The organism is Variovorax glacialis (genome assembly GCF_051216375.1).
GTDB lineage: Bacteria > Pseudomonadota > Gammaproteobacteria > Burkholderiales > Burkholderiaceae_C > Variovorax.
Map to the genome: position 1 here is coordinate 316,659 of NZ_JBPJZT010000003.1, position 23,561 is coordinate 340,219.

Consider the following 23,561-nt stretch of genomic DNA (forward strand, 5'->3'; position numbering starts at 1 on the left):
GAGTCCTGCGCCATCCTGACAGTTGCCTGCGCATCCCGGCATGATGGCGCGCATGCATCTTTCCGAACTGCTCCAGCAATATGGCTACGCCGCCGTCTTCATCGCGGGCCTGTTCGAAGGCGAAACCATCCTGATGCTCGGTGCCTTCGCCGTTCATCAGGGCTATCTCTCGCTGGTGCCGCTGATTGCCTGCGGTGCGGCGGCGGCCTTCCTGACGGACCAGTTCTACTTCCACCTGGGGCGACGGAAGGGCATGGACCTGCTGGAGAGTCGCCCGAAACTCCGGGCCCATATCGCGCGGGTCAACGGATTCGTGTCGCGTCACCCGGTGGCGACGATCTTCCTGATGCGCTTTGCCTGGGGATTGCGCATTGCGCTGCCGGCCACGCTGGGCATGGGCCGGATGTCAGCGACGGTCTATGCCGCGCTGGACGCGGTGTCGGCCGTCGTGTGGGCGACGCTGGTGAGCCTGTTCGGGCTGAAGCTCACAGGTTGGGTCCATGCGTTCGTCGGGCGCCTGCGTCCTCACGAGCACGAGTTGATCGTCGCAGGGCTCGTCATCACCCTGGCCGTCGCGGTGTTCGCGCAGTGGCGCGCCCGGCGATGAGCCGCGCAACAGCCACCGCTCCCGTTCAGTCGCGGACTTCGAGCGCGCGATTGATCCGCAGCGCAACGAGCGTGCAGACCGCGCCGGACAGCAGGTAGACGCTCACGTAGCCCAGGCCGAAATTGGCCGACAGGCCGAGCGCCACCAGCGGCGCGAAAGCCGCGCCCAGCAGCCATGCCAGGTCGGAGGTCAGGGCGGCGCCGGTGTAGCGGTACTTCGCCTCGAAGTTCGCCGTGACGGCACCGGCCGCCTGGCCGTACGACAGGCCCAGCAACACGAAGCCCAGCAGGATGAACACGTCCTGCCCGAGCCGGCCGCCGTCCAGCAGCGTGGGGGCGAACCCGCTGAAGACCGCGATCAGCGCAGCCAGGCTGCCCAGCGTCTGGCGCCGGCCGACACGGTCGGCAATGAGGCCCGACGCGACGATGCCGATCGCCGCGAGCACGGCGCCGACCATCTGGATCACCAGGAATTCGGTGATGGACTGGTTCGAATACAAGGTGATCCAGGACAGCGGGAACACCGTGATGAGGTGGAACAACGCATAGCTCGCCAGCGCCGCGAACGCGCCGATGACGATGTTGTAGCCCTGCGAACGCGTCAGCTCGACCACATTGGTCGGTTGCAGTTCGCGCGCCTCGAGCAGCCGGTCGTACTCGTTGGTCGACACGAGGCGCAGCCGGGCGAAGAGCGCGACCACGTTAATGGCAAACGCAACGTAAAAGGTGTAACGCCATCCCCAGTCGAGGAAATCCTCGGTGGTCAGGCTGGAATAGAGGTACGCAAAGAGCGCGCTGGCCAGGAAGAAGCCGACCGGTGCACCCAATTGCCCCAGCATCGCGTACCAACCGCGACGATTGGGCGGTGCGTTGAGCGCCAACAGCGAGGGCAGGCCGTCCCACGAACCGCCCAGTGCCAGCCCCTGCCCCACGCGCAGGATGGACAGCAGCACGATCGACGTGAAGCCCATGCTCGCGTAGCCCGGCAGGAAGGCCATCCCCGCGGTCGAGATGCCCAGCAGGAACAGCGCGATCGTCAGCTTGGCCTCTCGTCCGAATCGCCGCTGAACGGCCATGGAGATCACCGTGCCGAAGGGCCGCGCGATGAAGGCGAACGAGAAGATGGTAAAGGCGAAGAGCGTGCCTTCGAGGCGGTTCTCGAAGGGGAAGAACACCGCCGGGAACACCAGGACCGACGCAATCCCGTAGACGAAGAAGTCGAAGTATTCGGAAGCGCGGCCGATGACCACGCCGACGGCGATCTCCGAGGGCGTGACGTGCGCGTGATCCGAGTCGGAGCCCTCGTGGAGGGTTTCGTGCAACGGAGACTCGGTACTGGAGGGGCTGATGCCGGACATCATCATTTCTACTGCGATTCGTGTGTCATGACAATCCAAGCGTCTCATTGATTGCGGATTGCCGCCATAGGACAAAACGTCCAATATCCGCCACGGCCCAAACCAAGTAGATTGTGGTCTCTTTTGCGCCCCCTACGCTCATCCTCCGGCATGCCTCCCCTCAAGAACCTTCGCGGACTGCTCCTGCTCCCGCTCGCCATGTTGGCGGGCTGCAACACGGTGGTGCTGAACGCGTCAGGCGACGTCGCCCGCCAGCAGGGCAGCCTGATCGTCATCTCCACCGTCCTGATGCTGCTGATCATCGTGCCCGTGCTGGGACTGATCGCCTTCTTCTCGTGGAAGTACCGGCAGTCCAACAAGGAGGCCACCTACTCGCCGGAATGGGACCACTCCACCGAGCTGGAACTCGCCATCTGGGCGGCGCCCCTGCTGATCATCATCGCCCTCGGCGCCATCACCTGGATCAGCACCCACACGCTCGACCCCTACCGGCCCCTGCGTCGCATCGATGTGCAGCGCCCGGTGCCCGAAGGCACGACGCCGCTCACGGTCGAGGTCGTCGCGTTGGACTGGAAGTGGCTGTTCATCTATCCGGAGCAAGGCATCGCCACGGTGAACGAACTGGCCGCGCCGGTGGATCGCCCGATCACCTTCAAGATCACTGCCTCGTCGGTGATGAACTCCTTCTTCATCCCGGCGCTGGCTGGCCAGATCTACGCCATGCCCGCGATGGAGACCAAGCTCAACGCCGTCATCAACCAGCCGGGCGAGTTCGAAGGCTTTTCCGCCAACTACAGCGGCGCAGGCTTCTCGGACATGCGCTTCAAGTTTCACGGCCTGAGCAACGCCGACTTCGACCAGTGGGTTCAGAAGACCAAGGCGGGCGGCGGCGAGCTGACACGCGAGGGCTATACCGAACTCGAGCGCCCCAGTGAACGCCATCCCGTGCAACGCTTCGCCGCGGTCGCGCCGGACCTGTATGACGCCATCCTCAACCGCTGCGTCGACCGGAACAAGATGTGCATGAAGCAGATGATGGCCATCGACGCCAGCGGCGGCCTGAGCGGCCCGGTGGGCGCGTACAACATCGCCTCGAAACCCTGGCAGGCTGACCAGAAGAATTCTCCGATCCGAACCTATGTCACGGCAATGTGCACGGTCGATGATCCCGCCGGCATGTCCGTTCCGCGTAGCAACCTTCGCATCCAAGAGTAAAGATGCCTGACCATCCTGACCTGACGAGGCTCATCTTCGGCCGCCTCACCTGGGACGCGATCCCATTCCACGAGCCGATTCTCCTTGTGACCTTCATCGCCGTGGCCCTCGGCGGCGTGGCGCTCCTTGCCGCGATCACCTACTTCCGGGTATGGGGCACGCTGTGGCGCGACTGGATCACCAGCATCGACCACAAGAAGATCGGCGTCATGTACATCATCCTCGGTCTGGTGATGCTGCTGCGCGGCTTTTCCGACGCCATCATGATGCGCGCGCAGCAGGCCGTCGCCTTCGGCAACGAGGCGGGCTTCCTGCCACCGCACCACTACGATCAGATCTTCACGGCGCACGGCGTGATCATGATCTTCTTCGTGGCGATGCCGCTGGTCACCGGGATGATGAACTACGTCGTGCCGCTGCAGATCGGCGCCCGCGACGTGGCCTTCCCCTTCCTGAACAACTTCAGCTTCTGGATGACCACCTTCGGCGCCGGGCTCGTGATGGCGTCGCTGTTCGTCGGCGAATTCGCCCGCACCGGATGGCTGGCTTATCCGCCGCTGTCCGGACTCCAGTTCAGTCCTGACGTCGGGGTCGACTACTACATCTGGTCCCTGCAGATCGCGGGGGTGGGCACCTTGCTCTCAGGCGTCAACCTCATCGCGACCATCGTGAAGATGCGCGCCCCGGGCATGACGCTGATGAAGATGCCGGTGTTCACCTGGACCGCGCTGGCCACCAACATCCTGATCGTCGCTGCATTCCCGGTGCTGACCGCCGTGCTCGCCCTGCTCTCGCTGGACCGCTACGTCGGCACGAACTTCTTCACCAACGACCTTGGCGGCAACGCCATGATGTACGTCAACCTGATCTGGATCTGGGGCCACCCGGAGGTGTACATCCTGATCCTGCCGGCCTTCGGCATCTTCTCCGAAGTGGTGGCGACCTTCTGCGGCAAGCGCCTCTTCGGCTATGCGTCGATGGTCTACGCCACGCTGGTGATCACCATCCTGTCGTACCTCGTGTGGCTGCACCACTTCTTCACGATGGGCTCGGGTGCCAGCGTGAACTCGTTCTTCGGGATCACGACGATGATCATCTCGATCCCGACGGGCGCGAAGATCTTCAACTGGCTCTTCACGATGTACAAGGGCCGCATCCGCTTCGAGCTGCCCATGATGTGGACCATCGCCTTCATGGTCACCTTCGTGATCGGCGGCATGACGGGCGTGCTCCTGGCGGTTCCGCCGGCCGACTTCGTGCTGCACAACAGCCTGTTCCTGATCGCCCACTTCCACAACGTGATCATCGGCGGCGTGCTCTTCGGCATGCTGGCCGGCATCACCTACTGGTTCCCCAAGGCTTTCGGCTACAAGCTGGATCCCTTCTGGGGCAAGTGCTCGTTCTGGTTCTGGGTCGTCGGCTTCTACTTCGCGTTCATGCCGCTCTACGTACTGGGCCTGATGGGCGTCACGCGCCGCCTGAGCCGCTTCGAGGATCCGTCGCTGCAGATCTGGTTCCAGATCGCAGCCTTCGGCGCCGTGCTGATCGCGCTGGGCATTGCCTCGCTCATCATCCAGTTCGTGGTGAGCTACATCCGCCGCGACCAGTTGCGCGACACCACCGGCGACCCGTGGGATGGCCGCACGCTCGAATGGTCGACCTCCTCGCCGCCGCCCGCGTACAACTTCGCCTTCACGCCGCACGTGCATGACAACGACGCCTGGGCCGACATGAAGAAGCACCACTACGTGCGTCCGCAGGAAGGCTTCATCCCGATCCACATGCCGAAGAACACCGGCGCCGGTTTCATCATCTCCGGCCTGGCCGCGGTGTGCGGCTTCGCCCTGATCTGGCACATGTGGCTGATCGCAGGCGCCGGCTTCATCGCGATGCTGGCCGCCGTCATCATCCATACCTTCAACTACAAGCGCGACTACCACGTTCCGGTGGACGAGGTCGTCCGCACCGAAGGCGCCCGCACTCGCCTTCTGGCTGCCCATGTCTGACGTCTCCGCCCTCTCCCCACAAGGCGCCATCGGCGCCAACCCGAGCGCCCGCTACTACTTGAGCGGCGAGCACCACCCCGAGAACGGCACGCTGCTCGGGTTCTGGCTCTACCTGATGAGCGACTGCCTGGTGTTCGCGGCGCTGTTCGCGGTCTACGGCGTGCTCGGCCGCAGCTATGCCGCGGGGCCTTCGGGTGCCGACCTGTTCGACCTGCGGCTGGTCGCGCTCAATACGTCCCTGCTGCTGCTGTCGTCGATCACCTACGGCTTCGCGATGCTGGAGATGCAGCGCAACAAGGTGCGCGCGACCCTGATCTGGCTGGTCGTCACGGGCCTGCTGGGCGCGGGGTTCATCGGCATCGAGCTCTATGAATTCGCGCACATGATCCACGAAGGCGCCGGACCGCAACGCAGCGCGTTCCTCTCTTCGTTCTTCGCACTGGTGGGCACGCACGGCCTGCACGTGAGCTTCGGCATCATCTGGCTCATCGTGCTGATGGCCCAGGTGACGCGCCACGGATTCATCCCCGAGAACCGCCGGCGCCTGATGTGCCTTTCCATGTTCTGGCACTTCCTGGACGTGGTCTGGATCGGCGTCTTCACCTTTGTGTACCTGATGGGGACACTGCCATGAGCACAAACACCGGAACCACTGCCCACGGCGCCGACCACGGTGCGCACGACGATCACCACGACGACGGCGCGCCCCACGCCACCTTCAAGGGCTACATGACGGGCTTCGTCCTGTCCGTCATCCTGACGGCCATCCCGTTCTGGATCGTCATGGGCAACGTGTTCGAGAAGCCGAGCACCACCGCGCTGGTCATCCTCGCCTTCGCTGCCGTGCAGATCGTCGTGCACATGATCTACTTCCTGCACATGAACGCCAAGGCCGAGCACGGCTGGTCGATGCTGGCGCTGATCTTCACGGTGGTGGTGGTCGGGATCACGCTGAGCGGCTCGTTGTGGGTGATGTATCACATGAACCACAACATGATGCCGGGCATGATGCACGACTACACCCACAAGGTGCCTTGACCCAGCCCCGCTCCAGCGCCGTCCTCGTCGCGCTGGCGCTCTGCGCCCTCCTCGCCTTCTCGGGATTCGTCGCGCTGGGCATCTGGCAAGTGGAGCGTCGGGCATGGAAGCTCGACCTCATTGCCCGGGTCGACCAGCGCGTGCACGGCCCGGCCGTTGCGCCGCCCGCAGCCGACCAATGGCCGAAGGTCAACGCGGCCGACGATGCGTACCGCCGCGTGCGCGTGACCGGCACCTTTCTGCACGACCGTGAAACCCTCGTCCAGGCCACGACCGAACTCGGCGCCGGCTATTGGGTCTTGACGCCGCTGCGCGCGGCCGATGGCGGCGTCCTGCTGGTCAACCGCGGCTTCGTGCCGCCCGATGCCCGCGAGCGCGCGGCGCGCCGCGCCACCGAGAGCGAAGGCGAGTCGACAGTGACCGGGCTGCTGCGGGTCACGGAGCCCGGCGGCAGTTTCCTGCGCCGGAACGATCCGGCCGCGGACCGCTGGTACTCGCGCGATGTCCAGGCGATCGCGACGGCGCGTGGGCTCAGAGGTGTCGCGCCCTTCTTCGTGGATGCCGAGGCACCGCCCCAGCGCCGTGAGGCGACCGGGCCCAACACGCCTCGCGCGTGGCCGGCGGGCGGCCTGACGGTCATCAGCTTCCCGAACAACCATCTGGTCTACGCATTCACCTGGTTCGCGCTCGCCTTGATGGTCGCCGCTGCCGCCGCCTACGTGGCGCGTGACGAGCTGCGTCAACACCAGGGGCGCATGGACGAAGATGGCGCGCATGACTGAAGTCACCGCGATCGCCCCGGTCCCGCGATCCGATCTCGCCCACGTCGCGGGCCACGGCGACGCGACCGGCCTCAAGAACATGCAGCAGCTGATCCAGCTGCGCTGGATCGCCGTGGTCGGTCAGATCGCGACCATCCTCGTCGTGCATTTCGGCTTCGGGATCCGGCTGCCGCTCGACCAGATGCTGGCCGTGCTGGCCTGTCTCGCCGCGTTCAATGCCGCGGGCCAGCTTCGCTGGCGCATCCACCGCGACGTCTCCAACGCCGAGCTGTTCGTCGCGCTGCTGGTGGACGTGGGCATGCTCACCGCGCAGCTCTACCTGAGCGGTGGCGCGACGAATCCGTTCGTTTTTCTCTACCTGCTGCAGGTCATCCTGGCGGCGGTGCTGCTGGAAGCCTGGTCGACATGGACCCTGGTGGGCGTCACCACGGCCTGCTTCGCCGGCCTGGCCCTTTTCTCCGGGCCGCTCACGGTTCCGTTCAACCATGATCGCGGCCTGCTCAGCCCCTACATCCTCGGCGTGCTGATCTGCTTCGCGCTCATCGCGGCGCTGCTGGTGATCTTCATCACGCGGATCAGCCGCAACCTGCGCGGCCGCGATGCGCGCCTCGCGGCCCTTCGGCAGCGCGCCGCGGAGGAGGAACACCTCGTCCGCATGGGCCTGCTGGCCTCAGGCGCCGCCCACGAACTCGGCACGCCGCTCGCGACGCTGGCGGTGATCCTCGGCGACTGGCAGCACCTGCCGCACTTCACCTCCGACCCCGAGCTGCTCGCCGAGGTCAGCGAAATGGAAGCGCAGGTGCAGCGCTGCAAGAGCATCCTGAGCGGCATCCTGTTGTCGGCCGGCGAGGCACGCGGCGAGAACTCGGTGGAAACCACCGTCAGCACCTTTCTCGATGATCTGGTCGAAGAGTGGCGCGCCACGCGCCCGGCGATCTCCTTTACCTACGAGAACCGCTTCGGCCACGATTTGCCCATGGTTTCGGATTCGGCGCTGAAGCAGATGATCTGCAACGTGCTCGACAATGCCCTGGAGGCCTCGCCCCAGTGGGTCGCCCTCGTGGCGGAACACGACGGCGACGACCTGACGCTGACCGTCACCGATGGCGGCCCCGGATTCGCCTCCGGAATGCTCGCGCAGTTCGGCAAGCCCTACCAGTCGACGAAGGGTCGGCCGGGTGCCGGCCTGGGCCTGTTCCTGGTCGTCAACGTGGCGCGCACGCTGGGCGGCAGGGTCGAGGCGCGCAACCGGCCGGAAGGCGGCGCCGCCGTGACGCTGACGCTGCCGCTCGCGGCGATCACGCTCGAAGAGGACGAAGTCGACGAACAGGAAAGCGAAGGACATGGAAGCTGAACGACTGCTGCTCATCGTCGAGGACGACGCGGCTTTCGCGCGCACGCTCGGGCGCTCGTTCGAGCGGCGCGGCTACACGGTGATGCTCGCCACCAACCTGGACGAGGTGTCGGTCATCCTGAAGGCGCATTCACCGGGCTATGCGGTGGTGGACCTCAAGCTCAACGGCGATGCATCGGGTCTCGCCTGCGTGCAGACGCTCAACCAGCACGATCCGGCGATGCTGATCGTCGTGCTGACCGGGTTCGCGAGCATCGCCACCGCGGTCGAGGCCATCAAGCTCGGCGCCTGCCACTACCTGGCCAAGCCATCGAACACCGACGACATCGAGGCCGCGTTCGGCAAGGCGGAAGGCGATGCCGAAGTCGAGTTGACCAACCGCTCCACGTCGATCAAGACGCTCGAATGGGAGCGCATCCACGAGACCCTCGCGGAAACCGGCTTCAACATTTCGGAAACCGCGCGCCGGCTGGGCATGCACCGGCGCACGCTCGCGCGCAAGCTCGTGAAGCAGCGCGTCAAGTAGCTCAGGCCGGGCGCGTGACGTCGCGACCGTCGGCCTGCGCCAGCAACCGGGCAGTCGCCTGCGCCGCCATTTCCATGCGCTTCACGTCGCGCTCGTCGAGTTCGGCGCGGGGTTCGAAGCTGAATCCGCAGAGGACGCCGTAGAGGCTGCCGTCCGAAAACCGCACCGGCACCCCGATGTGCGCACCCAGCCCGTCGTAGTACTCGGGCAGGCCGTTGGCAACCCGCACGCTCTTCACGTCGGGCACCAGGCAGGGCATGCGCCCGTCGACGATCCGCTGGCAGATGGTCTCCGCGATCGGATGAAAATCCCCTGATTCGACGATCGCCTTCAACGCCTTGGCGGAAATCTGGCGGAACACCCGGTTCTGGTCGACGAACTCGCCGACGAAGACGACCTCCAGATTGAGCTGTTCGCGAACCACGCGCAAAAGGCTCCCGATGCACCGCTCGGTGAAGCTGCCGTCCGCACCGACGCCGGTCTCCGCGGTGATCGCGGCGATCCGGGATGCCCATTCCTCCAGGTCGTCGTGGTCGCCCTGCGTTTGATTGCTCTTCAAGACTGATTTCCCTTCGGCGGCGATCGTACGCCAGAGTGAGAGTCCATCCGGTCGCGTCGCGGACTTGTGCCGCGCTTCTGTGGATAACGTTGTGTGTAGCGCGTGGAGGCCCATGCACGGGGGCTGGCCCCATGCGGGTTCCCGCTGCGTTGCCTGCGAAACAGGCAGCAGGACAATCGGGGGCTGTTACGCTGGCAGCGACCACCAGGAGGAACCCCATGGCCGAGATCCCCACGCCCCCGCGACGCCGCGTTGCGCTGATCGCCCACGACGGCAAGAAGACTGCGATGCTCGCCCTGGCACGCGAATTCGAGCCGCTGCTGCGTCAGTGCGAGCTCTGCGCGACCGGCACCACCGGCGCAAGGCTCGCGGCCGAAGTCGGCCTCACGGTCGAGCGCCTGCTGAGCGGGCCTCAGGGCGGCGACCTGCAGATCGGCGCACGGCTCGCCACGGGCGGGGTCGACGTGGTCATCTTCCTGCGAGACCCCATGACGGCGCAGCCGCACGAACCGGACATCAACGCCCTGGTGCGCGCCTGCGACGTTCACGACGTGCCTTGCGCGACGAACGTGGCGAGCGCGCGGCTCGTGCTGCGGCAACTGGCGGACGGACGCTAGGCGTACTGGACACGCCCCTGTTCCTGGAACAGCGGCGTGACCGTCGCGCGACCGCTTGGGGTGCGCACCTGCACCGGCGCCTCCCGCAGGCCCTGGCTGACCAGCCCGCGCTGCGCCGCCACGATCACGGCGTGCGTCCGGGTCGTCGCGTCGAGCTTTTCGAGAATCCCCTTGACGTGCACCTTGACGGTGCCGACCGCGATGCCGAGTTCCTTCGCGATCGCCTTGTTGCAGGAGCCGGTGGTCAGCAGGTTGAGCACTTCCGTCTCGCGCGTGGTGAGCCGCTCGCGGGTCAGGCTGTCGGCGATCCGTCGGGACACGGAGTGGGCTAGGTAGCGCTGGCCCTGGCTCAGCGCGGTCACGCCATCGATGAGTTCGTCGATCTGGCAGCCCTGCAGGAGATAGCCGTGGATGCCGGCGTTGATGGCCGAGCGGATCTCCCACTCGCGATCGATCGGCGTCACCACCATCACCTTGGGGCCGCGATGGCGCCGGGCGCTCCTGGCCGCCTTGGCGTCGACAAGGAATTCGAGGCCGCTGCGATAGTCCGCCACCACCACATCGGGCATGTCGCGTTCATCGCCCGTCGGGTCCGCGGAATGCACCTCGCCGTCGACGCAGGTACGCCCGACGGTCACGGTCAGGCCGGGGCGGTTGCCGAGGACCGCGGCCAGGCCTGCGGCCATGATGGGATCCTCATGAATCACGAGAACGCGGACGGTGTCGTTGGCAGGCATGCTGACTCCTCACAAGGCTGGTTGGGAGGAAATGATCGGTGCGCAGCCTTCGGGCGGCAAATTAAGCGGTGTGAATCCTTGTGATGCGCGGGCAAGCCTTTGGAGGTAGCCGGGGAGGACCCCACAGGCAGTGTCATCGGCGATTGCACCCTTGAACACTCAGGGCTCCACGCAACGACTCGCGAGGGCGCCGCACGCGCCCTGGCCTTCGATTTGCTTTCCCGATCTCCCATCGCAAGGAGCACGCATGTACTACGGCTTGACCCCTCTCGGCATCGTCCACACCCTCATCAGCCTCGTGGCCGTGGTGGCCGGATTCATCGCGCTCGTCCGCTACAAGGAGATCACGTTGGCCACGCGCGCCGGCCGGATCTACGTCATCGCCACCGTGCTCACCTGCCTGACCGGTTTCGGCATCTTCCAGCACGGTGGGTTCGGCCCGCCGCACGTCCTCGGCATCGTGACGCTGGTGGTCCTGGGCATCGCGATGCTGGCGGAACGCTCGCAAGCCTTCGGCAAGCTGTCGGCCTATGTGGCCGTTGTCTGCTATTCGCTGACCTTCTTCTTCCACATGATTCCGGGCGCGACCGAAACATCCACGCGCCTGCCGCTGGGCGCCCCGCTGGTGGCCGATCGTGACGCATCGCCCGGCCTGCAGGCGGCCATCGGCGTCCTGTTCGTGCTGTTCCTGATCGGCGCTACCGTGCAGGTGATCCGCTTGCGCGCCAGCCGCCAGCGCGGCGCGCTCGACGGACTGAGGATGATGGGCTGAACCGTCGTTGCCGGGATCACCGGCCGACGAAGTGCTTGACGCCGACAATCAGCACGATCGCGAGGACCACCAGAAAACCCAGGCGGCCCCAGCGCACCGAGGGCTGGTTCGACATGCCGGACAAATCGCTCCGTTGGAGGCCAGAGAAGGAAGTGGAGTCCGGCTTGTCTCGTGCCCAGTCGTGAAAGTTATCTCTGTCGGTGTTCATGTAATACATTTTAACTACACTTACACCGCTACTCACAAGCTCTTGCGCGTGTTTTCGACACACGCAAGCGACGCAACACTACACAAGATTTCGCTTCGCCATTACCGGGGGTTCACATGGCAGGGCCAGCATGGAGATTCCTTCCATCAGGAGTCCCGCCATGAAGAAGATTGCACTCGCCCTCGGCACCATTGCCCTGCTGTCCATCGCGACGCTCAGCGCGCCAGCCTCGGCGCAGCCCTATCCGGACCGCGCGTACGTCGTGCCGGCACCGCCGCCGCCATCGCGGGGGTACATCGTGACGCCTGGCTATGCCTATGTGCAACCGGGCTACGTGCAGCGCGGCCCCGGCTACGACGGTCGTCACCATCGCGGCTACGGAGACCGCGACCATGACGGCATCCCCAATCGCTACGACCGCGATCGCGACGGTGACGGCGTGCCCAACCGCTACGACTCGCGCCCGGACAATCCCTACCGCTACTGAACGTCAGCGCCGCAGCTGATGGTGTCCAGGGGCTATGTGGACACCGTCCATTCTCTCTGCTAAGGTTTGTGGATGCTGTACACAAGCCAGGAGAGATCCATGCTGCTCGCTGACAGATGCGCCGTGGTCTACGGCGCAGGCGGCGCGATCGGCGGCGCCGTGGCCCGTGCCTTCGCGCGCGAGGGCGCGAGAGGGCGAGAGGGCGAGAGGGTCTTCCTCGCAGGCCGAACCCGATCCAGGCTGGACGCCGTCGCCTCCGACATCAAGTCTTAAAACCCATGGCAGACCGCGCAGGCATCACCATTGACCAGATGCTAGCCGGTGCAGCGGCCGGGACGATTCTGAAGCGCCTGCCCACACTGGACGAAGTCGCCAACACGGCCGTGTTCCTCGCATCCCGCCACGCCGGCGCGATCACCGGCACTGTCGCTAACCTGAGTTGCGGCTTCCTGGTGGACTGACGACGATGACGCACCGCTGGCTCGCACTCATGGTCCTTTGCCTCGGCGTGCTGATGATCGTGCTCGACACCACGATCGTGAACGTCGCACTGCCCTCGATCCGCGAAGATCTGGGCTTCCCCGAAACCTCGCTTGTCTGGGTGGTCAACGCCTACATGCTGACCTTCGGCGGCTTCCTGCTTCTGGGCGGGCGGCTGGGCGACCTGTTCGGCCACCGGCGCCTGTTCCTGCTCGGCATCACGCTCTTCACCCTCGCCTCGCTCGGCTGCGGCCTCTCGAACTCGCAGGCGCTGCTGGTGACGGCCCGTGCCGTGCAGGGGCTCGGCGGTGCGGTGGTCTCCGCGGTCGCGTTGTCGCTGATCATGAATCTCTTCACCGAACCTGCCGAGCGCGCAAAAGCGATGGGCATCTACGGATTCGTCTGCGCGGGCGGCGGCAGCATCGGCGTGCTGCTGGGCGGCCTGCTGACCGACGCGCTGAGCTGGCACTGGATCTTCCTGGTCAACCTGCCGATCGGGATCGCGGTCTATGCCCTGTGCCTGGCGCTGCTGCCGGACGCCGACGGCCACGCGGCCGGCGAGCGCCTCGACATCGGCGGCGCATTGACGGTCACCACCGCCCTGATGCTGGCCGTCTACGCCATCGTCAACGGCAACGAGGCCGGCTGGACCTCGCGCCAGACGACGCTTCTGCTGGGCACGTCGGTGCTGCTCTTCGCCGCCTTTCTGGCGATCGAGGCACGGGTGAAACACCCGCTGATGCCGCTGCGGCTGTTCAGGCTGCGCAATGTCGCGACGGCCAACGTGATCGGCGTACTGTGGGCCGCCGCGATGTTCGCGTGGTTCTTCATCTCCGCCCTGTACCTGCAACTGGTGCTGGGCCGCAGCCCAATGCAGGTCGGGCTGGCCTTCCTGCCGGCCAATCTGATCATGGCGGCCTTCTCGCTCGGCCTATCGGCGAAGCTGGTGATGCGCTTCGGCAACCGGGCGCCGCTCTCGCTCGGGTTGCTGCTCGCCGCGGCAGGGCTGGCCTTGTTCGTGCGCGCGCCCATCGACGGCAGTTTCCTGGTCGACGTGCTGCCCGGCATGACGCTGCTCGGCATCGGCGCGGGGATGGCGCTGAACCCCCTGCTCCTCGTGGCGATGAGCGATGTGGCGCCTACCGAATCCGGCCTCGCGTCCGGCGTGGTGAATACGGCCTTCATGATGGGCGGCGCGCTCGGGCTGGCCGTGCTCGCCAGCCTTGCGGCGGCCAGGACCGACAGGCTGCTCGCGCTGGGTTCACCGCCGATGGTCGCGCTGAACGGCGGCTACCACATCGCCTTCCTGGCCGGCGCCGTTTTCGCGGGGATGGCCGCGCTGCTCGCGGCCGCGCTCCTTCGCACGAAGCCGGGTGGCGAAGCCCTGCGAAACGACACGGCGATCGGCGCGGCCGAAGCCAATTGATTCCGGCGGAAACGTAGGTGTTGGCCTACATAAATTCCGCTCGCAGGCGCCCACCATCAACGCATGAAAAATCCGATCAAACTCGTCATCGACGAGCCGGCGCCCGGGTCTTTTCTCTGGACGCTGCTCGAAACCGACGCCAGCGGCGTGCCTCGGAAGGTCGTGAGAGCGGCCGAGTACGGCGCAGACACCTACGAGGCCGCGCTCGCGGCCGGTACGCGGATGATGGACGCCGAAATCCGCAAGAACATGGCGCCCGCGTCCCAGCGGGACAGCGTGTCCGGCTAGGCGAGGTGCGTCTTCAGCGGCACGGCCGGATCGGCCGCGACCGCGGGCTCCGGGCTGCGACCCGCTTCCAGCAACTTGCGGCTCATCATGTGGTCGACCGGTGCATTCACGGATTCGACGCAGCGTAGTTGTCCGTCGACATAGTGAAGCAGCGAGAAGGACGCGGCGTTGGCACCGGGGCGCCGGACCGTGACCGCGCCCGGCGTGCCTTCGGCCGGCACGAGCCCTGCCATCTGAAGACGAAGCGTGCCCTGATCGGACCAGAACCACGGCACCGCGTCGTGCGGCCGCGGCGCGCCGGTGAGCGTCGCCACCGCCGTGCGTGCCTGATCGTTCGCGTTCTGCACCGATTCGAGCCTCAGTGGCTGCCCGGCACGGCGGTCCGGAAAACGCGTGCAGTCGCCGACGGCCAGCACAGCCTCGTCGCTGGTCTGCATGAAGGCGTCGACCACGATGCCGTCGACGCATTCCAGGCCGGCCGCCTCCGCCAGGGCCGTCTCGGGCACCGCGCCGATGCCGAGCAGCAGCAGGTCGATGGGTAGCGGCTGCCCATCGACCTCGATCGATGCCAGCCGCTTGCCATCGATCTGCATCGCGCCGCTCTGCACGCCGACACGCACATCCATGCCAGCCGCACGGTGAGTCGCCAGCACGTGCGCGGACAGCTCCGGCGACACCGCACGGCTCAGCAGCCGAGGCGCGCTTTCCAGCACCACGACCTGTTTGCCGAGCCCGAGTGCCGTGGCTGCGACTTCGAGCCCGATGAAACCGCCACCCAGCACGGTGACGTGCTTCGCCGCCCCGATCTGGGCGCGAAGACGCGCCGCCTCGTCGACGGCACGCAGCAGCGCCACGTTGTCGAGCCCGGCCAGGGCAGCCAGCCGGCGCGCACGCGTGCCGGTGGCCAGCACGAGCCGCTCCCAGTCGATCACTTTGCCTGAGCGCAGCGTGACGGTATGCGCCGCGCGATCGATGGAGACCGCCGGATCGCCCATGTGCATGGTGATGCCGGCTTCGCCGTACCACGTCTCAGCACGATGCGCCTGCGGCACCTCCCCCGCGCTCTTCAGGAAGGTCTTGGAAAGCGGCGGACGGTGATAGGGAATCGCGGCTTCCTCGCAGACCAGGTGCACGCGGGCGCCCTGGCCCGCTTCCACGAGGCCTGCGCACAATTGCGCGGCCGCATGGCCGCCGCCGATGATGACGATGTTCGAGTTCATGATGAAAGTGTTCCGTTGCCGTCGGTGATCCCCACAATGCGGGGATCGAGCCCGACACTGTAGCCTCGGCAACGGCGGACTTCGACGCCCAGGACAACATCGAGACAAGCCCATGAAGATTCGCATCATCGGCGGCGGCCCCGCCGGCCTTTTCTACGCCTACCTGATGAAGCGCGACGACCCGTCGCACGACATCCGCGTCCACGAGCGCGACCCCGAAAGCGCCACCTACGGCTGGGGCGTGGTCTTCTCCGACGTGGCGCTCGCCTTCGTGCGCGACCTGGCGCCGGAGCTCTACGAAGCCATGACGCACAACCAGGAGGTGTTCGACGAGATGGCAGTCGTCCACCAGGGCGTGCATGTCACGCTGGCCCACAACACCTTCCACCGCATGGCGCGCATCGACCTGCTGAAGGCCTTGCACGCGCACTGCCGCAAGGTCGGCGTGGTCATCGCGTTCGAGCAGCGCTTCGACGATGTCACGGCCTTCGCCGATGCCGACCTGATCGTCGCCGCCGACGGCGCCAACAGCGCGATCCGCACGCGCTACCAGGAACACTTCGGCCCGACGCTCGACGAGCGGCCGAACCTGCTGGCCTGGTACGGCACCACGCAGCTCTTCAACCCGCTGTCGCTGATCTTTCGCCAGACCCCCGATGGGCTGGCGATCGCGCACACCTACCGCTACAGCCGCACGCACAGCACCTTCCTGGTGGAGGTCGATCCCGAGACCTTCCGCAAGTCGGGCCTGGACCGGATGAGCGAAGCGCAGAGCCTCGCGTGGTGCGAGAAGGTCTTCGCCGACGACCTCCAGGGGCACAAGCTGCTGTCCAACAAGTCGAACTGGTTCCGCTACACCATCGTGAAGAACCGCCACTGGCACTACCGCAACATCGTGCTGATCGGCGATGCGCTGCGCACGGGGCACCCGTCCGTCGGATCGGGCACGCGGCTCGCGATGCAGGACTCGATCGCGCTCTTCGACGCCTTCAAGACCTGCGGCGCGGACGTGCCGAAGATGCTCGAGGAGTTCGTCCGCATCCGCCAGCCGGGCTCCGATTCGCTGCAGAAGGCCGCGATCAGGAGCACCGAGTGGTACGAGAACCTCGGGCCCAAGCTGCCGCTCGATCCGATCTCTTTCGCGTACGACTACGTCACCCGCAGCGGCCGCGTCGACCACGCCGACGTGCGCAAGCGCGACCCCGAACTCGCGGCCGCCTACGAGAAGCTGCATCCCGAACTCGCGTTCTGAACCGGAGGAATCCACCATGCTCGAAGGTTGCGTTCCCTGGCCCCCGGAAGACGCCGAGAGATTCCGCAAGCTCGGCCTGTGGGAAGACATCACCGTGGCCCAGATGGTCGAGCGCACGATGCGCGGCACACCGGACAAGACCGCGATCGTCTTCAACGACCGGCGCATCAGCTACGCGGAACTGGTGCGCAGTTCGAGGCGACTCGCAGTCGCCCTGCTCGACCTGGGCCTGAAGCCGTGCGACCGCGTGGTGGTGCAGTTGCCGAACATGCCGGTGTTCGTCATCGCCTACCTCGCGCTCAACTGGATGGGCGCGATCCCGGTGATGGCGCTGCGTGCGCATCGCAACGCCGAAGTGCACCACTTCATTCGCGCCTCGGGCGCCACCGCCTATTTCGTGCCCGACGTGGTGGGCAACTTCGACTACCGGCCGATGGCGGCCGAGATGGTTGCGGAGTTTCCCTTCCTGCGCCATGTGATCGTCGCGGGCGAGCCGGCACCCGGGCAGCGGTCACTCGATCCGTTGATCGATGGCGGAAAGTTCGATGACGACACCGTGCTGGCCCGTCTCGCCGCGGTACGACCTTCGCCGGACGACGTCTCGACCATGCTGCTCTCCGGCGGTACGACTTCGGTGTCGAAGCTGATCCCGCGCACACACAACGACTATGTGCTCAACGCCCGCCTCTGCGCGCAGGCGGCAGGGTTCGACCGGGACACAGTCTTCATGGCCATCCTGCCGCTCGGCCACAACTACAACCTCGCCTCGCCGGGCCTGCTCGGCACCTTCCATGCGGGCGGCACCGTGGTGATTGCAGCGGGCACGGACATCGAGTCCACCTTCGCATCCGTCGAGCGCGAGCGCGTGTCGGCCATCGCGAGCGTGGTGCCGCTCATTTCGAACTGGCTCAACAGCGACGTGCCGAAGCGCTACGACCTCTCGTCGCTCAAGGTGGTACAGAACGGCGGCGCGCGACTCGCGCCTGAGCTGCGCATGCGCCTGCGCGAGCAGTTCGACTGCACGCCGCAGGAGATCTACGGCACGGCCGAAGGCCTGATCAACATGACGCGCCTCGACGACCCGGACGACCTGCTGCTCGAAAGCTCCGGTGCGCCCGTCAGCGAGTTCGACGAGATCAAGGTGCTGGACGACGACGATCGCGAAGTGCCCGACGGCGAAACGGGCGAACTCGTCACACGCGGCCCGTACACCATCCGCGGCTACTACAACGCACCCGGGAAGAACGCGGAAGCCTTCACGGCCGACGGCTTCTACAGGATGGGCGACATCGTGCGCAAGCGCGGCCGCCACGTCTTCACCGAAGGCCGCCGCAAGGACCTCATCAACCGCGGCGGCGAGAAGATCAGCTGCGACGAGATCGAGAACCTCATCTTCGGGCTGCCTCAGGTGAAGGTCGTCGCGCTGGTCGGCTTGCCCGACCCGGTCTTCGGCGAGAAGGCCTGCGCCTGCGTGATCCTGCAGCCCGGCACCACGCTCGCCTTCGACGAACTCATCGCCTACCTGCGCCAGCAGAAGATCGCATCGTTCAAGCTGCCCGAGCGCTTGGAGATCATGGAGGAGTTTCCCGTCAGCCCGGTCGGCAAGATCCTCAAGCGCGAACTCAGAGAACGCCTCGTATGACACACCGCATGAACGCAGACGACCTCTGCATGAAACACCACGGATCCGGCTTTGCCGGGCCGTTGGTGTTGCCCCCGGCAGGGGGTGGGCGAAGCGACACGAAGTGCGCGCAGCCTGGGGGCGAGCCATGATCACGCTTTATCACTGCGTCAGTGCCCGCTCGTTTCGTCCGCTCTGGATGCTCGAGGAATTGCGGGCGCCGTACGAGTTGCGCATGCTGCCTTTCCCGCCGCGCGCGCTGCAGCGCTCCTATCTGGAAATCAACCCGCTGGGAACCGTGCCCTATCTCATCGACGGCGAGACGCGCATGACCGAGTCCGCCGCGATGTGCCAGTACCTCGCGCAGCGCTGCGACCCCGACAACGCAAGCGGCCTCGGCGTTCGCCCCGACGAACCCGCCTTCGGCGCGTGGCTGAACTGGCTGCATCACGGCGAGGCCACGCTCACTTTTCCGCAGACCATCGTGCTGCGCTACGGCCGTTTCGAGCCGGACGAACGCAAGCTGCCGCAGGCCGCCGAGGACTACGGCAAGTGGTTCATCTCGCGCCTGCGCGGCATCGAGGCGGTGCTGGCGAAGCACGAATTCCTCTGTGCCGACCGCTTCACCGCCGCGGACATCTCGGTGAGCTACGCGCTGATGCTCGCTGGAGAGATCGACCTGGTCTCGCGCTTTCCGCCCGCAGTCGCAGCGTACTGGGAGAGCATGCAGCAGCGCGATGGCTTCAGGCGCGCCATGGCCGCGCAGCATGACGCGGCGCTGGCACAAGGCCTGTCGCCGCGCAGTGCCGCCATTGACTGAAATGCCCGCGCGGCTGCATAACCGCGAGGATGGATTTCCACCACCCGCTCTTCCAGAGCCTTGCGCTGCCGCTGGTCCTTTCCTTCGTGGCCACGGGCGTGCTGCGGGGCGCACTGGGACCGGATCACGGGCGACGCTGGGCTTCCGCCGGCGTGGGGATCGCGATCGTCGCCGGGTCCGTGTGGGTCCTCGGATGGGACATGTGGCCCCGCACACTGACCGAGGAACTGCCCTGGATCTATGCGGCCGGAGCGCTGCTAGGGGTCGGCCTGGAAGCCATGCGGGCCGGCCGGCGCACCACCTGGCTCGCGGCCTGTGTGCTCTGGACGCTCGTGCTCGGTGGGCTGAGCGACCAGTCACTCTCGGTGCAGGCCGTGACGTGGCTGGTCGGCGCCGCGGTGATCGCCGCCGTGCTGGGCCAACCCGCGGAGAGCGCGCATGCGTCGGCCAGTCTTGTCGTCGCCGGGCTGGGCCTGGCGGCCGTTGCGCTGATCAGCGGATCGGCACTGCTGTTCGAACTGAGCCTGTCCATCGCGGCCGCTGTGGCCGGCTGTGCGCTCTGGCTCTGGCCCACGGCCCGTATCGCCTTCGGCTCCTGCGGCGCCGTGGTCTCGGTGATCGCCTGGCTCGCGCTGGCGCAAGGCATCGCGTTGCTGTCGCCGGTGCAGCCGCTGGTGCTCCTGCTGCTGGCTTGCGCCTTCCTGTCCGGACCGATCGTGCACTGGGCAGGCCGATGGCGCCGGCGCGTTCCGCCCGTTCCGTCGACACGCAAGTGGATCGGCGCATTGGTCGCCGCGTCGGTGGCGGCGGTCTGGGTGACGGGCGCCGTCGCGCTGGCGCTGAGAGACGATGCCAAGATGCCCGCCGGTGGCAACGACGACCCCTACTACACGCCGCGATGGTAGAAGTGGCAAGACACACGGATCGACTTCCATGATGCCCAACCATTCTTCCGTCCCCGGCGTCGACGCCCTCTGGCCCTTGTGCCTGGACATCGTCGCGCAACGCCGCGGACTCGCTGCACCGCAGCAATGGAACGCCCGCTCGCCCCTGGCATGGGATGCGTCGCAGGGCTTCGCATTGCGCGGCGTCTGGAATGACGAGGCGGTCGAGTTGTTCGACCTTCTCAAGCCCCTGCTCGACCGCCCGCGTCAAGGCACCCCCTGGCTGATCGGCCAGCTCGGCCAGAGCCTCGACGGCTGCGTCGCCACGCACGGCGGCGACTCCAACTACGTCAACGGCCCGGAGGTGCTCGTGCACCTGCATCGCCTGCGCGCCCTGTGCGATGCGGTCATCGTGGGCGCCGGCACCGCGGCCATCGACAACCCGCAGCTCACGACGCGCCATGTGACCGGCGCGCATCCCGTGCGCGTGCTTCTCGACCCGGACCTTCGTCTTCCGCCGACCTTGCGCGTCTTCTCGGACGGCCATGCCGCGACCCTGCTTGTGTGCGATGCCTCGCGTGCGAACGAAGCGGTGGAGCGCGTGGGCGCCGATCAGGTGTTGGGCGTGCCGGACCTGACGGGCGCCGATGGCGTGCTCCATCTGCAGGCGCTGACGACGGCACTGGAGGCACGCGGCCTGCACGTGTTGTTCGTCGAGGGCGGCGGCGTCACGGTGTCGCGCTTCATCGCCCAGGGGTGCCTGGACCGGCTCCACCTCAGCGTGGCGCCCGTGATCATCGGCGCCGGACGACCCGGCCTGCAGCTGCCGAGGAGTCTCGCGATGCGCGATTGCATGCGGCCTTCGGGACGGGTGTTCCGCATGGGCGCGGATGTGCTTTGGGACCTCGACCTGCGGACGATGCAAGCCGCCACGGCGTGAGACTAGGTCGCGAGGATCTCCTGGTGCCCGATGCGCAATCGGGTCCGGTCGATGACATCGAGGCGTCGCTGCATCCAGTCGGTCACCCGGCTGCGGGCCGTCAGATCCTGTTCGAGCGATGCGGTAGCCATGCCCTGCACCATGGCGGTCAGCATCGCATGGGCGCTTGCGCCTTCGATGCGCCAGTCGCTGGTGGCTCGGACAGTGTCGTACCCGCACCCTTCAAGATGACGTGCGGCGAAGTCCACAGCTTCGACGCCGAGTGCAGGACCGAAGCCTTTGTCGCGACGTTGGTGCGAAGCGAAAAGTCGGTCCACTTCCTCATCACCGTCCATCTGTGGATCCCACGTGACGCGTCCGTCCACACTCAATGCAAAGAGCATTGCAGCGTCCGCCGAGCGAACCTGCTCGACCAATGCCTTGACCCACCGGTCTGACACCAGGTCGAGCAGCGCCGAAGCAGTGACCAGTCTTGTTCCGGCGAAAGGCACGGCGTCGAGGTTCGACGCAAGGTCGACGCATGCGGTCTGCACGCGTGCCTTCCAGTCGGGACCTTCGATCCGGATGGATCCGTCGCCGGTCTCCGCGATGAACCCCTCAGCCTTCGCCCACGCTGCGATCGCTTCGGGGATTTCCTGCAAGAGCCGAAGATCGTGATCTACCAGGGTCCATCGCTGCGGACCCTTCAGGCGCGGCGCAAGTTCACGCAAGTTCGCGCCCGTTCCACAAGCCAGGTCGAGCACGGTGAGCGTCGGATCATCGCCACGCAGGCGTGAAGCGAGCGCATCCAACGCGAGCGATGCAGCCGCCATGCCGCGTGCCTCCCGATCGAAGGGCTCGCGCAGCGAGAGCCAATCGGCGCTGAAACCGGTCATGGGCGCGCTTCGTCCTGCCAGTCGCGCAGTGCGGATGCGAAGCGTGCCGCACTGTCCGCCCACGTGGGCAGCAACTGCCTGGCCCTGCGCGCGCCTTCGGACAACTGCGCGCGCCAGCCGGCGTCATCCATCAGCCGCTGCAAGGCGGCGCGCAATGCGATGGGGTCTCCCGGCGGAACCAGCAAGCCGGCATCCGCAGGCACCGTGTCGGGAATGGCGCCCGCACTGGTGCTGATGACCGGCAGCCCGTGCGCCAATGCCTCGGCCAGCGCCATGCCGTAGCCCTCGTGAAAGGACGGCAGCACGAACGCATCGGCACAGGCATAGAGCGCCCTCAGGCCGGTCTCGTCCTTTTCGCCGTGGAGCACGACCCGGTCACGCAGACCGTGGCGTTCGATGGCCTCGACGAGTGCGGCCGCGCAGGCAGGATCCATCGCGAGACTGCCCGCGCAATGCAGTGTCCAGCGCCGGTCGTCCAATCCGGCAAGGGCTTCGATCAGCAGGCTGTGGCCCTTGCGCGGCGTCACAGTCGCTACGCAAAGAAGTGCCAGGCCGTCCGTACCGGATCCGGCCGAAAGCGGCGCCGGCTCCGTCCCCGGCTCGATCACCACGATGCGGCTCGCCGGCACGTCGAACGCCGCGAGCGCGCGGGCGGTGGACGGGCTGGTCACGATCACGCCTCGTGCTGTAGCCAATGCCCGCCGCTCGCTTTCGAAGAGGCTGTGCTGCACCTCGGGCGACAGCCCCGTTTCCATCGACAACGGATGATGAACCAGCGCGACCCAACGAAGACGCCGGGCATGGGCCTCGGCCAACGCCGGCATCGCACCGAATGCAAGGCCGTCCACCACGGTGAGTTCGTCGTCAGGCAGCGCCTCGACGATGCCGCGCGCCAACGCCTCCGACGAGGCGGCCGGCATCGGCCAGCCTTCGCCGGGAGACTGCACGTCAATCTGCCACTGCAACGCACGCAGCCCGTCGATGATGTGCCGGTCGTAGGTGTAGCCGCCTGTCCGGGTGTTCAGGTCGCCCGGCACGAGGAAGCTGCAACGGGCGGTCAACCCGCGCTCGCCGGCAGGGCGCCCTCGTAGGCGGCCCAGGCCACATGCGATTCGTTGAGCCGCACGCGCATCGACGACAGGCCACCCGCATGCGCGCCAAGTTCGCCCTTCGCCATGCGCGCGGCGACCCGGTCGAAGATCACCCGCGCCATGAACTCGGTGGTCGTGTTCTTTCCGTTGAACGCCGGATCGTCGTCGAGGTTGCGAAGGTTGAGTTCGCCGAGCACGCTTCGCAACACCTCGGTTGCGAGCGCGATGTCGACGACCACGCCGTCGGCATCCAGTTCGGCGCGGCGCAGTTCGAGGTCGACCACGTAGGTCGCGCCGTGCAATCGCTGGGCGGGGCCGAAGACTTCGCCGCGGAAGCTGTGGGCGATCATGAAGTGGTCGCGGACATTGACGCTGTACATGGTGGTCTTTCCGATGGAG

Annotated in this window: 28 protein-coding genes; 20 read left to right on the plus strand and 8 right to left on the minus strand. The window is 66.6% G+C overall.

The annotated features are described in order from the left end of the window. Positions 1–52: 52 nt before the first annotated feature. Positions 53–607, plus strand: a complete 555-nt coding sequence (locus ACSFBL_RS10115) for a DedA family protein (protein ID WP_435515631.1) — start codon at positions 53–55, stop codon at positions 605–607. Positions 608–632: 25 nt separating this feature from the next. Here ACSFBL_RS10115 and ACSFBL_RS10120 read toward each other — a convergent pair whose 3' ends face one another. Then, positions 633–1,970 (minus strand): MFS transporter, encoded by a 1,338-nt coding sequence (locus ACSFBL_RS10120; protein WP_435515632.1) that lies wholly within the window; start codon positions 1,968–1,970, stop codon positions 633–635. 144 nt (positions 1,971–2,114) lie between these two features. On the opposite strand from ACSFBL_RS10120, the gene cyoA reads away from it, so the two are divergent. The 7 genes from cyoA to ACSFBL_RS10155 are packed head-to-tail and all read left to right on the plus strand — an operon-like array spanning position 2,115 to position 8,885. Next, positions 2,115–3,179, plus strand: a complete 1,065-nt coding sequence (gene cyoA / locus ACSFBL_RS10125) for a ubiquinol oxidase subunit II (protein ID WP_435515633.1) — start codon at positions 2,115–2,117, stop codon at positions 3,177–3,179. A 2-nt stretch (positions 3,180–3,181) separates the two neighbouring features. Beyond that, entirely contained in the window at positions 3,182–5,185 is a 2,004-nt protein-coding gene (gene cyoB, locus ACSFBL_RS10130) for a cytochrome o ubiquinol oxidase subunit I (protein WP_435515634.1), read from the plus strand. Next, positions 5,178–5,819: a cytochrome o ubiquinol oxidase subunit III gene (cyoC, locus tag ACSFBL_RS10135; RefSeq protein WP_435515635.1), complete on the plus strand. Its 642-nt coding sequence runs from the start codon at positions 5,178–5,180 to the stop codon at positions 5,817–5,819. The genes cyoB and cyoC overlap by 8 nt, the downstream gene beginning before the upstream one ends. Next, entirely contained in the window at positions 5,816–6,223 is a 408-nt protein-coding gene (cyoD, locus tag ACSFBL_RS10140; protein WP_435515636.1) for a cytochrome o ubiquinol oxidase subunit IV, read from the plus strand. The genes cyoC and cyoD overlap by 4 nt, the downstream gene beginning before the upstream one ends. Continuing rightward, complete coding sequence (locus tag ACSFBL_RS10145) at positions 6,220–7,005, plus strand: SURF1 family protein (protein ID WP_435515637.1); 786 nt, start codon at positions 6,220–6,222, stop codon at positions 7,003–7,005. Before cyoD ends, ACSFBL_RS10145 begins: the two co-directional genes overlap by 4 nt. Beyond that, entirely contained in the window at positions 6,989–8,359 is a 1,371-nt protein-coding gene (locus ACSFBL_RS10150; RefSeq protein WP_435515638.1) for an ATP-binding protein, read from the plus strand. The genes ACSFBL_RS10145 and ACSFBL_RS10150 overlap by 17 nt, the downstream gene beginning before the upstream one ends. After that, the gene (locus ACSFBL_RS10155) at positions 8,349–8,885 is read left to right on the plus strand and encodes a response regulator transcription factor (protein WP_435515639.1); all 537 of its coding nucleotides are present in this window, start codon (positions 8,349–8,351) and stop codon (positions 8,883–8,885) included. The genes ACSFBL_RS10150 and ACSFBL_RS10155 overlap by 11 nt, the downstream gene beginning before the upstream one ends. A gap of 1 nt (position 8,886) precedes the next feature. Here the strand turns inward: ACSFBL_RS10155 and ACSFBL_RS10160 are convergent, their stop codons facing one another. Continuing rightward, positions 8,887–9,444: a GAF domain-containing protein gene (locus tag ACSFBL_RS10160; RefSeq protein WP_435515640.1), complete on the minus strand. Its 558-nt coding sequence runs from the start codon at positions 9,442–9,444 to the stop codon at positions 8,887–8,889. A 218-nt stretch (positions 9,445–9,662) separates the two neighbouring features. Here ACSFBL_RS10160 and ACSFBL_RS10165 point away from each other — a divergent pair, with 218 nt between their 5' ends. Next, on the plus strand, positions 9,663–10,061 hold the full coding sequence (locus ACSFBL_RS10165; protein ID WP_435515641.1) for a methylglyoxal synthase: 399 nt from the start codon (positions 9,663–9,665) through the stop codon (positions 10,059–10,061). Here ACSFBL_RS10165 and ACSFBL_RS10170 read toward each other — a convergent pair. Then, on the minus strand, positions 10,058–10,798 hold the full coding sequence (locus ACSFBL_RS10170; protein WP_435515642.1) for a LuxR C-terminal-related transcriptional regulator: 741 nt from the start codon (positions 10,796–10,798) through the stop codon (positions 10,058–10,060). The two genes, ACSFBL_RS10165 and ACSFBL_RS10170, sit on opposite strands and share 4 nt — an antisense overlap. Positions 10,799–11,045: 247 nt before the next feature. On the opposite strand from ACSFBL_RS10170, the gene ACSFBL_RS10175 reads away from it, so the two are divergent. After that, a complete protein-coding gene (locus ACSFBL_RS10175) occupies positions 11,046–11,570 on the plus strand; it encodes a DUF2306 domain-containing protein (RefSeq protein WP_435515643.1) in 525 nt (174 codons plus the stop codon). A 16-nt stretch (positions 11,571–11,586) separates the two neighbouring features. Here the strand turns inward: ACSFBL_RS10175 and ACSFBL_RS10180 are convergent, their stop codons facing one another. After that, the gene (locus ACSFBL_RS10180) at positions 11,587–11,778 is read right to left on the minus strand and encodes a hypothetical protein (protein ID WP_435515644.1); all 192 of its coding nucleotides are present in this window, start codon (positions 11,776–11,778) and stop codon (positions 11,587–11,589) included. A gap of 160 nt (positions 11,779–11,938) precedes the next feature. On the opposite strand from ACSFBL_RS10180, the gene ACSFBL_RS10185 reads away from it, so the two are divergent. From ACSFBL_RS10185 to ACSFBL_RS10205, 5 genes are all read left to right on the plus strand, one after another. Beyond that, positions 11,939–12,265, plus strand: coding sequence for a thrombospondin type 3 repeat-containing protein (locus tag ACSFBL_RS10185; protein ID WP_435515645.1), 327 nt, complete (start codon positions 11,939–11,941; stop codon positions 12,263–12,265). A gap of 99 nt (positions 12,266–12,364) precedes the next feature. Next, entirely contained in the window at positions 12,365–12,538 is a 174-nt protein-coding gene (locus tag ACSFBL_RS10190) for a hypothetical protein (RefSeq protein ID WP_435515646.1), read from the plus strand. Positions 12,539–12,543: 5 nt separating this feature from the next. After that, positions 12,544–12,726, plus strand: coding sequence for an SDR family oxidoreductase (locus tag ACSFBL_RS10195; RefSeq protein ID WP_435515647.1), 183 nt, complete (start codon positions 12,544–12,546; stop codon positions 12,724–12,726). Between the two features lie 5 nt (positions 12,727–12,731). Beyond that, positions 12,732–14,171, plus strand: coding sequence for a DHA2 family efflux MFS transporter permease subunit (locus ACSFBL_RS10200; RefSeq protein ID WP_435515648.1), 1,440 nt, complete (start codon positions 12,732–12,734; stop codon positions 14,169–14,171). A gap of 63 nt (positions 14,172–14,234) precedes the next feature. Continuing rightward, positions 14,235–14,459, plus strand: coding sequence for a hypothetical protein (locus ACSFBL_RS10205; protein ID WP_435515649.1), 225 nt, complete (start codon positions 14,235–14,237; stop codon positions 14,457–14,459). On the opposite strand, the gene ACSFBL_RS10210 is transcribed toward ACSFBL_RS10205, so the two are convergent. Next, complete coding sequence (locus ACSFBL_RS10210) at positions 14,456–15,679, minus strand: NAD(P)/FAD-dependent oxidoreductase (protein ID WP_435515650.1); 1,224 nt, start codon at positions 15,677–15,679, stop codon at positions 14,456–14,458. The two genes, ACSFBL_RS10205 and ACSFBL_RS10210, sit on opposite strands and share 4 nt — an antisense overlap. Positions 15,680–15,791: 112 nt before the next feature. On the opposite strand from ACSFBL_RS10210, the gene ACSFBL_RS10215 reads away from it, so the two are divergent. From ACSFBL_RS10215 to ACSFBL_RS10235, 5 genes are all read left to right on the plus strand, one after another. Beyond that, positions 15,792–16,931, plus strand: coding sequence for an FAD-dependent monooxygenase (locus tag ACSFBL_RS10215; protein ID WP_435515651.1), 1,140 nt, complete (start codon positions 15,792–15,794; stop codon positions 16,929–16,931). A gap of 16 nt (positions 16,932–16,947) precedes the next feature. Continuing rightward, a complete protein-coding gene (locus tag ACSFBL_RS10220; RefSeq protein ID WP_435515652.1) occupies positions 16,948–18,573 on the plus strand; it encodes a (2,3-dihydroxybenzoyl)adenylate synthase in 1,626 nt (541 codons plus the stop codon). Between the two features lie 127 nt (positions 18,574–18,700). Next, a complete protein-coding gene (locus ACSFBL_RS10225; RefSeq protein WP_435515653.1) occupies positions 18,701–19,372 on the plus strand; it encodes a glutathione S-transferase family protein in 672 nt (223 codons plus the stop codon). Between the two features lie 29 nt (positions 19,373–19,401). Beyond that, positions 19,402–20,277 carry a hypothetical protein gene (locus ACSFBL_RS10230; RefSeq protein WP_435515654.1) on the plus strand — a complete coding sequence of 292 codons (876 nt, stop codon included), beginning with the start codon at positions 19,402–19,404 and terminating at the stop codon, positions 20,275–20,277. 28 nt (positions 20,278–20,305) lie between these two features. After that, positions 20,306–21,196 (plus strand): RibD family protein, encoded by an 891-nt coding sequence (locus ACSFBL_RS10235; protein WP_435515655.1) that lies wholly within the window; start codon positions 20,306–20,308, stop codon positions 21,194–21,196. 2 nt (positions 21,197–21,198) lie between these two features. On the opposite strand, the gene ACSFBL_RS10240 is transcribed toward ACSFBL_RS10235, so the two are convergent. Genes ACSFBL_RS10240 through ACSFBL_RS10250 form a run of 3 tightly spaced genes read right to left on the minus strand, consistent with a single transcriptional unit; the run spans position 21,199 to position 23,542 of the window. Then, complete coding sequence (locus tag ACSFBL_RS10240) at positions 21,199–22,071, minus strand: class I SAM-dependent methyltransferase (RefSeq protein ID WP_435515656.1); 873 nt, start codon at positions 22,069–22,071, stop codon at positions 21,199–21,201. Beyond that, positions 22,068–23,132: a glycosyltransferase family 4 protein gene (locus ACSFBL_RS10245; RefSeq protein WP_435515657.1), complete on the minus strand. Its 1,065-nt coding sequence runs from the start codon at positions 23,130–23,132 to the stop codon at positions 22,068–22,070. The genes ACSFBL_RS10240 and ACSFBL_RS10245 overlap by 4 nt, the downstream gene beginning before the upstream one ends. Beyond that, positions 23,129–23,542, minus strand: coding sequence for a 6-pyruvoyl trahydropterin synthase family protein (locus ACSFBL_RS10250; RefSeq protein WP_435515658.1), 414 nt, complete (start codon positions 23,540–23,542; stop codon positions 23,129–23,131). Before ACSFBL_RS10250 ends, ACSFBL_RS10245 begins: the two co-directional genes overlap by 4 nt. Positions 23,543–23,561 lie beyond the last annotated feature (19 nt).

What these genes read in the sequence shown, in the direction of transcription:
- cyoB (WP_435515634.1), top strand. Translation starts at nt 3,182, where the DNA reads ATGCCTGACCATCCTGACCTGACGAGGCTCATCTTCGGCCGCCTCACC.
- ACSFBL_RS10185 (WP_435515645.1), top strand. Translation starts at nt 11,939, where the DNA reads ATGAAGAAGATTGCACTCGCCCTCGGCACCATTGCCCTGCTGTCCATC.
- ACSFBL_RS10170 (WP_435515642.1), bottom strand. Translation starts at nt 10,798, where the DNA reads ATGCCTGCCAACGACACCGTCCGCGTTCTCGTGATTCATGAGGATCCC.
- ACSFBL_RS10225 (WP_435515653.1), top strand. Translation starts at nt 18,701, where the DNA reads ATGATCACGCTTTATCACTGCGTCAGTGCCCGCTCGTTTCGTCCGCTC.
- ACSFBL_RS10200 (WP_435515648.1), top strand. Translation starts at nt 12,732, where the DNA reads ATGACGCACCGCTGGCTCGCACTCATGGTCCTTTGCCTCGGCGTGCTG.
- ACSFBL_RS10165 (WP_435515641.1), top strand. Translation starts at nt 9,663, where the DNA reads ATGGCCGAGATCCCCACGCCCCCGCGACGCCGCGTTGCGCTGATCGCC.
- ACSFBL_RS10220 (WP_435515652.1), top strand. Translation starts at nt 16,948, where the DNA reads ATGCTCGAAGGTTGCGTTCCCTGGCCCCCGGAAGACGCCGAGAGATTC.
- ACSFBL_RS10210 (WP_435515650.1), bottom strand. Translation starts at nt 15,679, where the DNA reads ATGAACTCGAACATCGTCATCATCGGCGGCGGCCATGCGGCCGCGCAA.
- ACSFBL_RS10205 (WP_435515649.1), top strand. Translation starts at nt 14,235, where the DNA reads ATGAAAAATCCGATCAAACTCGTCATCGACGAGCCGGCGCCCGGGTCT.
- ACSFBL_RS10150 (WP_435515638.1), top strand. Translation starts at nt 6,989, where the DNA reads ATGGCGCGCATGACTGAAGTCACCGCGATCGCCCCGGTCCCGCGATCC.
- ACSFBL_RS10230 (WP_435515654.1), top strand. Translation starts at nt 19,402, where the DNA reads ATGGATTTCCACCACCCGCTCTTCCAGAGCCTTGCGCTGCCGCTGGTC.
- ACSFBL_RS10155 (WP_435515639.1), top strand. Translation starts at nt 8,349, where the DNA reads ATGGAAGCTGAACGACTGCTGCTCATCGTCGAGGACGACGCGGCTTTC.
- ACSFBL_RS10115 (WP_435515631.1), top strand. Translation starts at nt 53, where the DNA reads ATGCATCTTTCCGAACTGCTCCAGCAATATGGCTACGCCGCCGTCTTC.
- ACSFBL_RS10175 (WP_435515643.1), top strand. Translation starts at nt 11,046, where the DNA reads ATGTACTACGGCTTGACCCCTCTCGGCATCGTCCACACCCTCATCAGC.
- ACSFBL_RS10190 (WP_435515646.1), top strand. Translation starts at nt 12,365, where the DNA reads ATGCTGCTCGCTGACAGATGCGCCGTGGTCTACGGCGCAGGCGGCGCG.
- ACSFBL_RS10250 (WP_435515658.1), bottom strand. Translation starts at nt 23,542, where the DNA reads ATGTACAGCGTCAATGTCCGCGACCACTTCATGATCGCCCACAGCTTC.
- cyoC (WP_435515635.1), top strand. Translation starts at nt 5,178, where the DNA reads ATGTCTGACGTCTCCGCCCTCTCCCCACAAGGCGCCATCGGCGCCAAC.
- ACSFBL_RS10240 (WP_435515656.1), bottom strand. Translation starts at nt 22,071, where the DNA reads ATGACCGGTTTCAGCGCCGATTGGCTCTCGCTGCGCGAGCCCTTCGAT.
- cyoA (WP_435515633.1), top strand. Translation starts at nt 2,115, where the DNA reads ATGCCTCCCCTCAAGAACCTTCGCGGACTGCTCCTGCTCCCGCTCGCC.
- cyoD (WP_435515636.1), top strand. Translation starts at nt 5,816, where the DNA reads ATGAGCACAAACACCGGAACCACTGCCCACGGCGCCGACCACGGTGCG.
- ACSFBL_RS10235 (WP_435515655.1), top strand. Translation starts at nt 20,306, where the DNA reads ATGATGCCCAACCATTCTTCCGTCCCCGGCGTCGACGCCCTCTGGCCC.
- ACSFBL_RS10180 (WP_435515644.1), bottom strand. Translation starts at nt 11,778, where the DNA reads ATGAACACCGACAGAGATAACTTTCACGACTGGGCACGAGACAAGCCG.
- ACSFBL_RS10120 (WP_435515632.1), bottom strand. Translation starts at nt 1,970, where the DNA reads ATGATGATGTCCGGCATCAGCCCCTCCAGTACCGAGTCTCCGTTGCAC.
- ACSFBL_RS10215 (WP_435515651.1), top strand. Translation starts at nt 15,792, where the DNA reads ATGAAGATTCGCATCATCGGCGGCGGCCCCGCCGGCCTTTTCTACGCC.
- ACSFBL_RS10195 (WP_435515647.1), top strand. Translation starts at nt 12,544, where the DNA reads ATGGCAGACCGCGCAGGCATCACCATTGACCAGATGCTAGCCGGTGCA.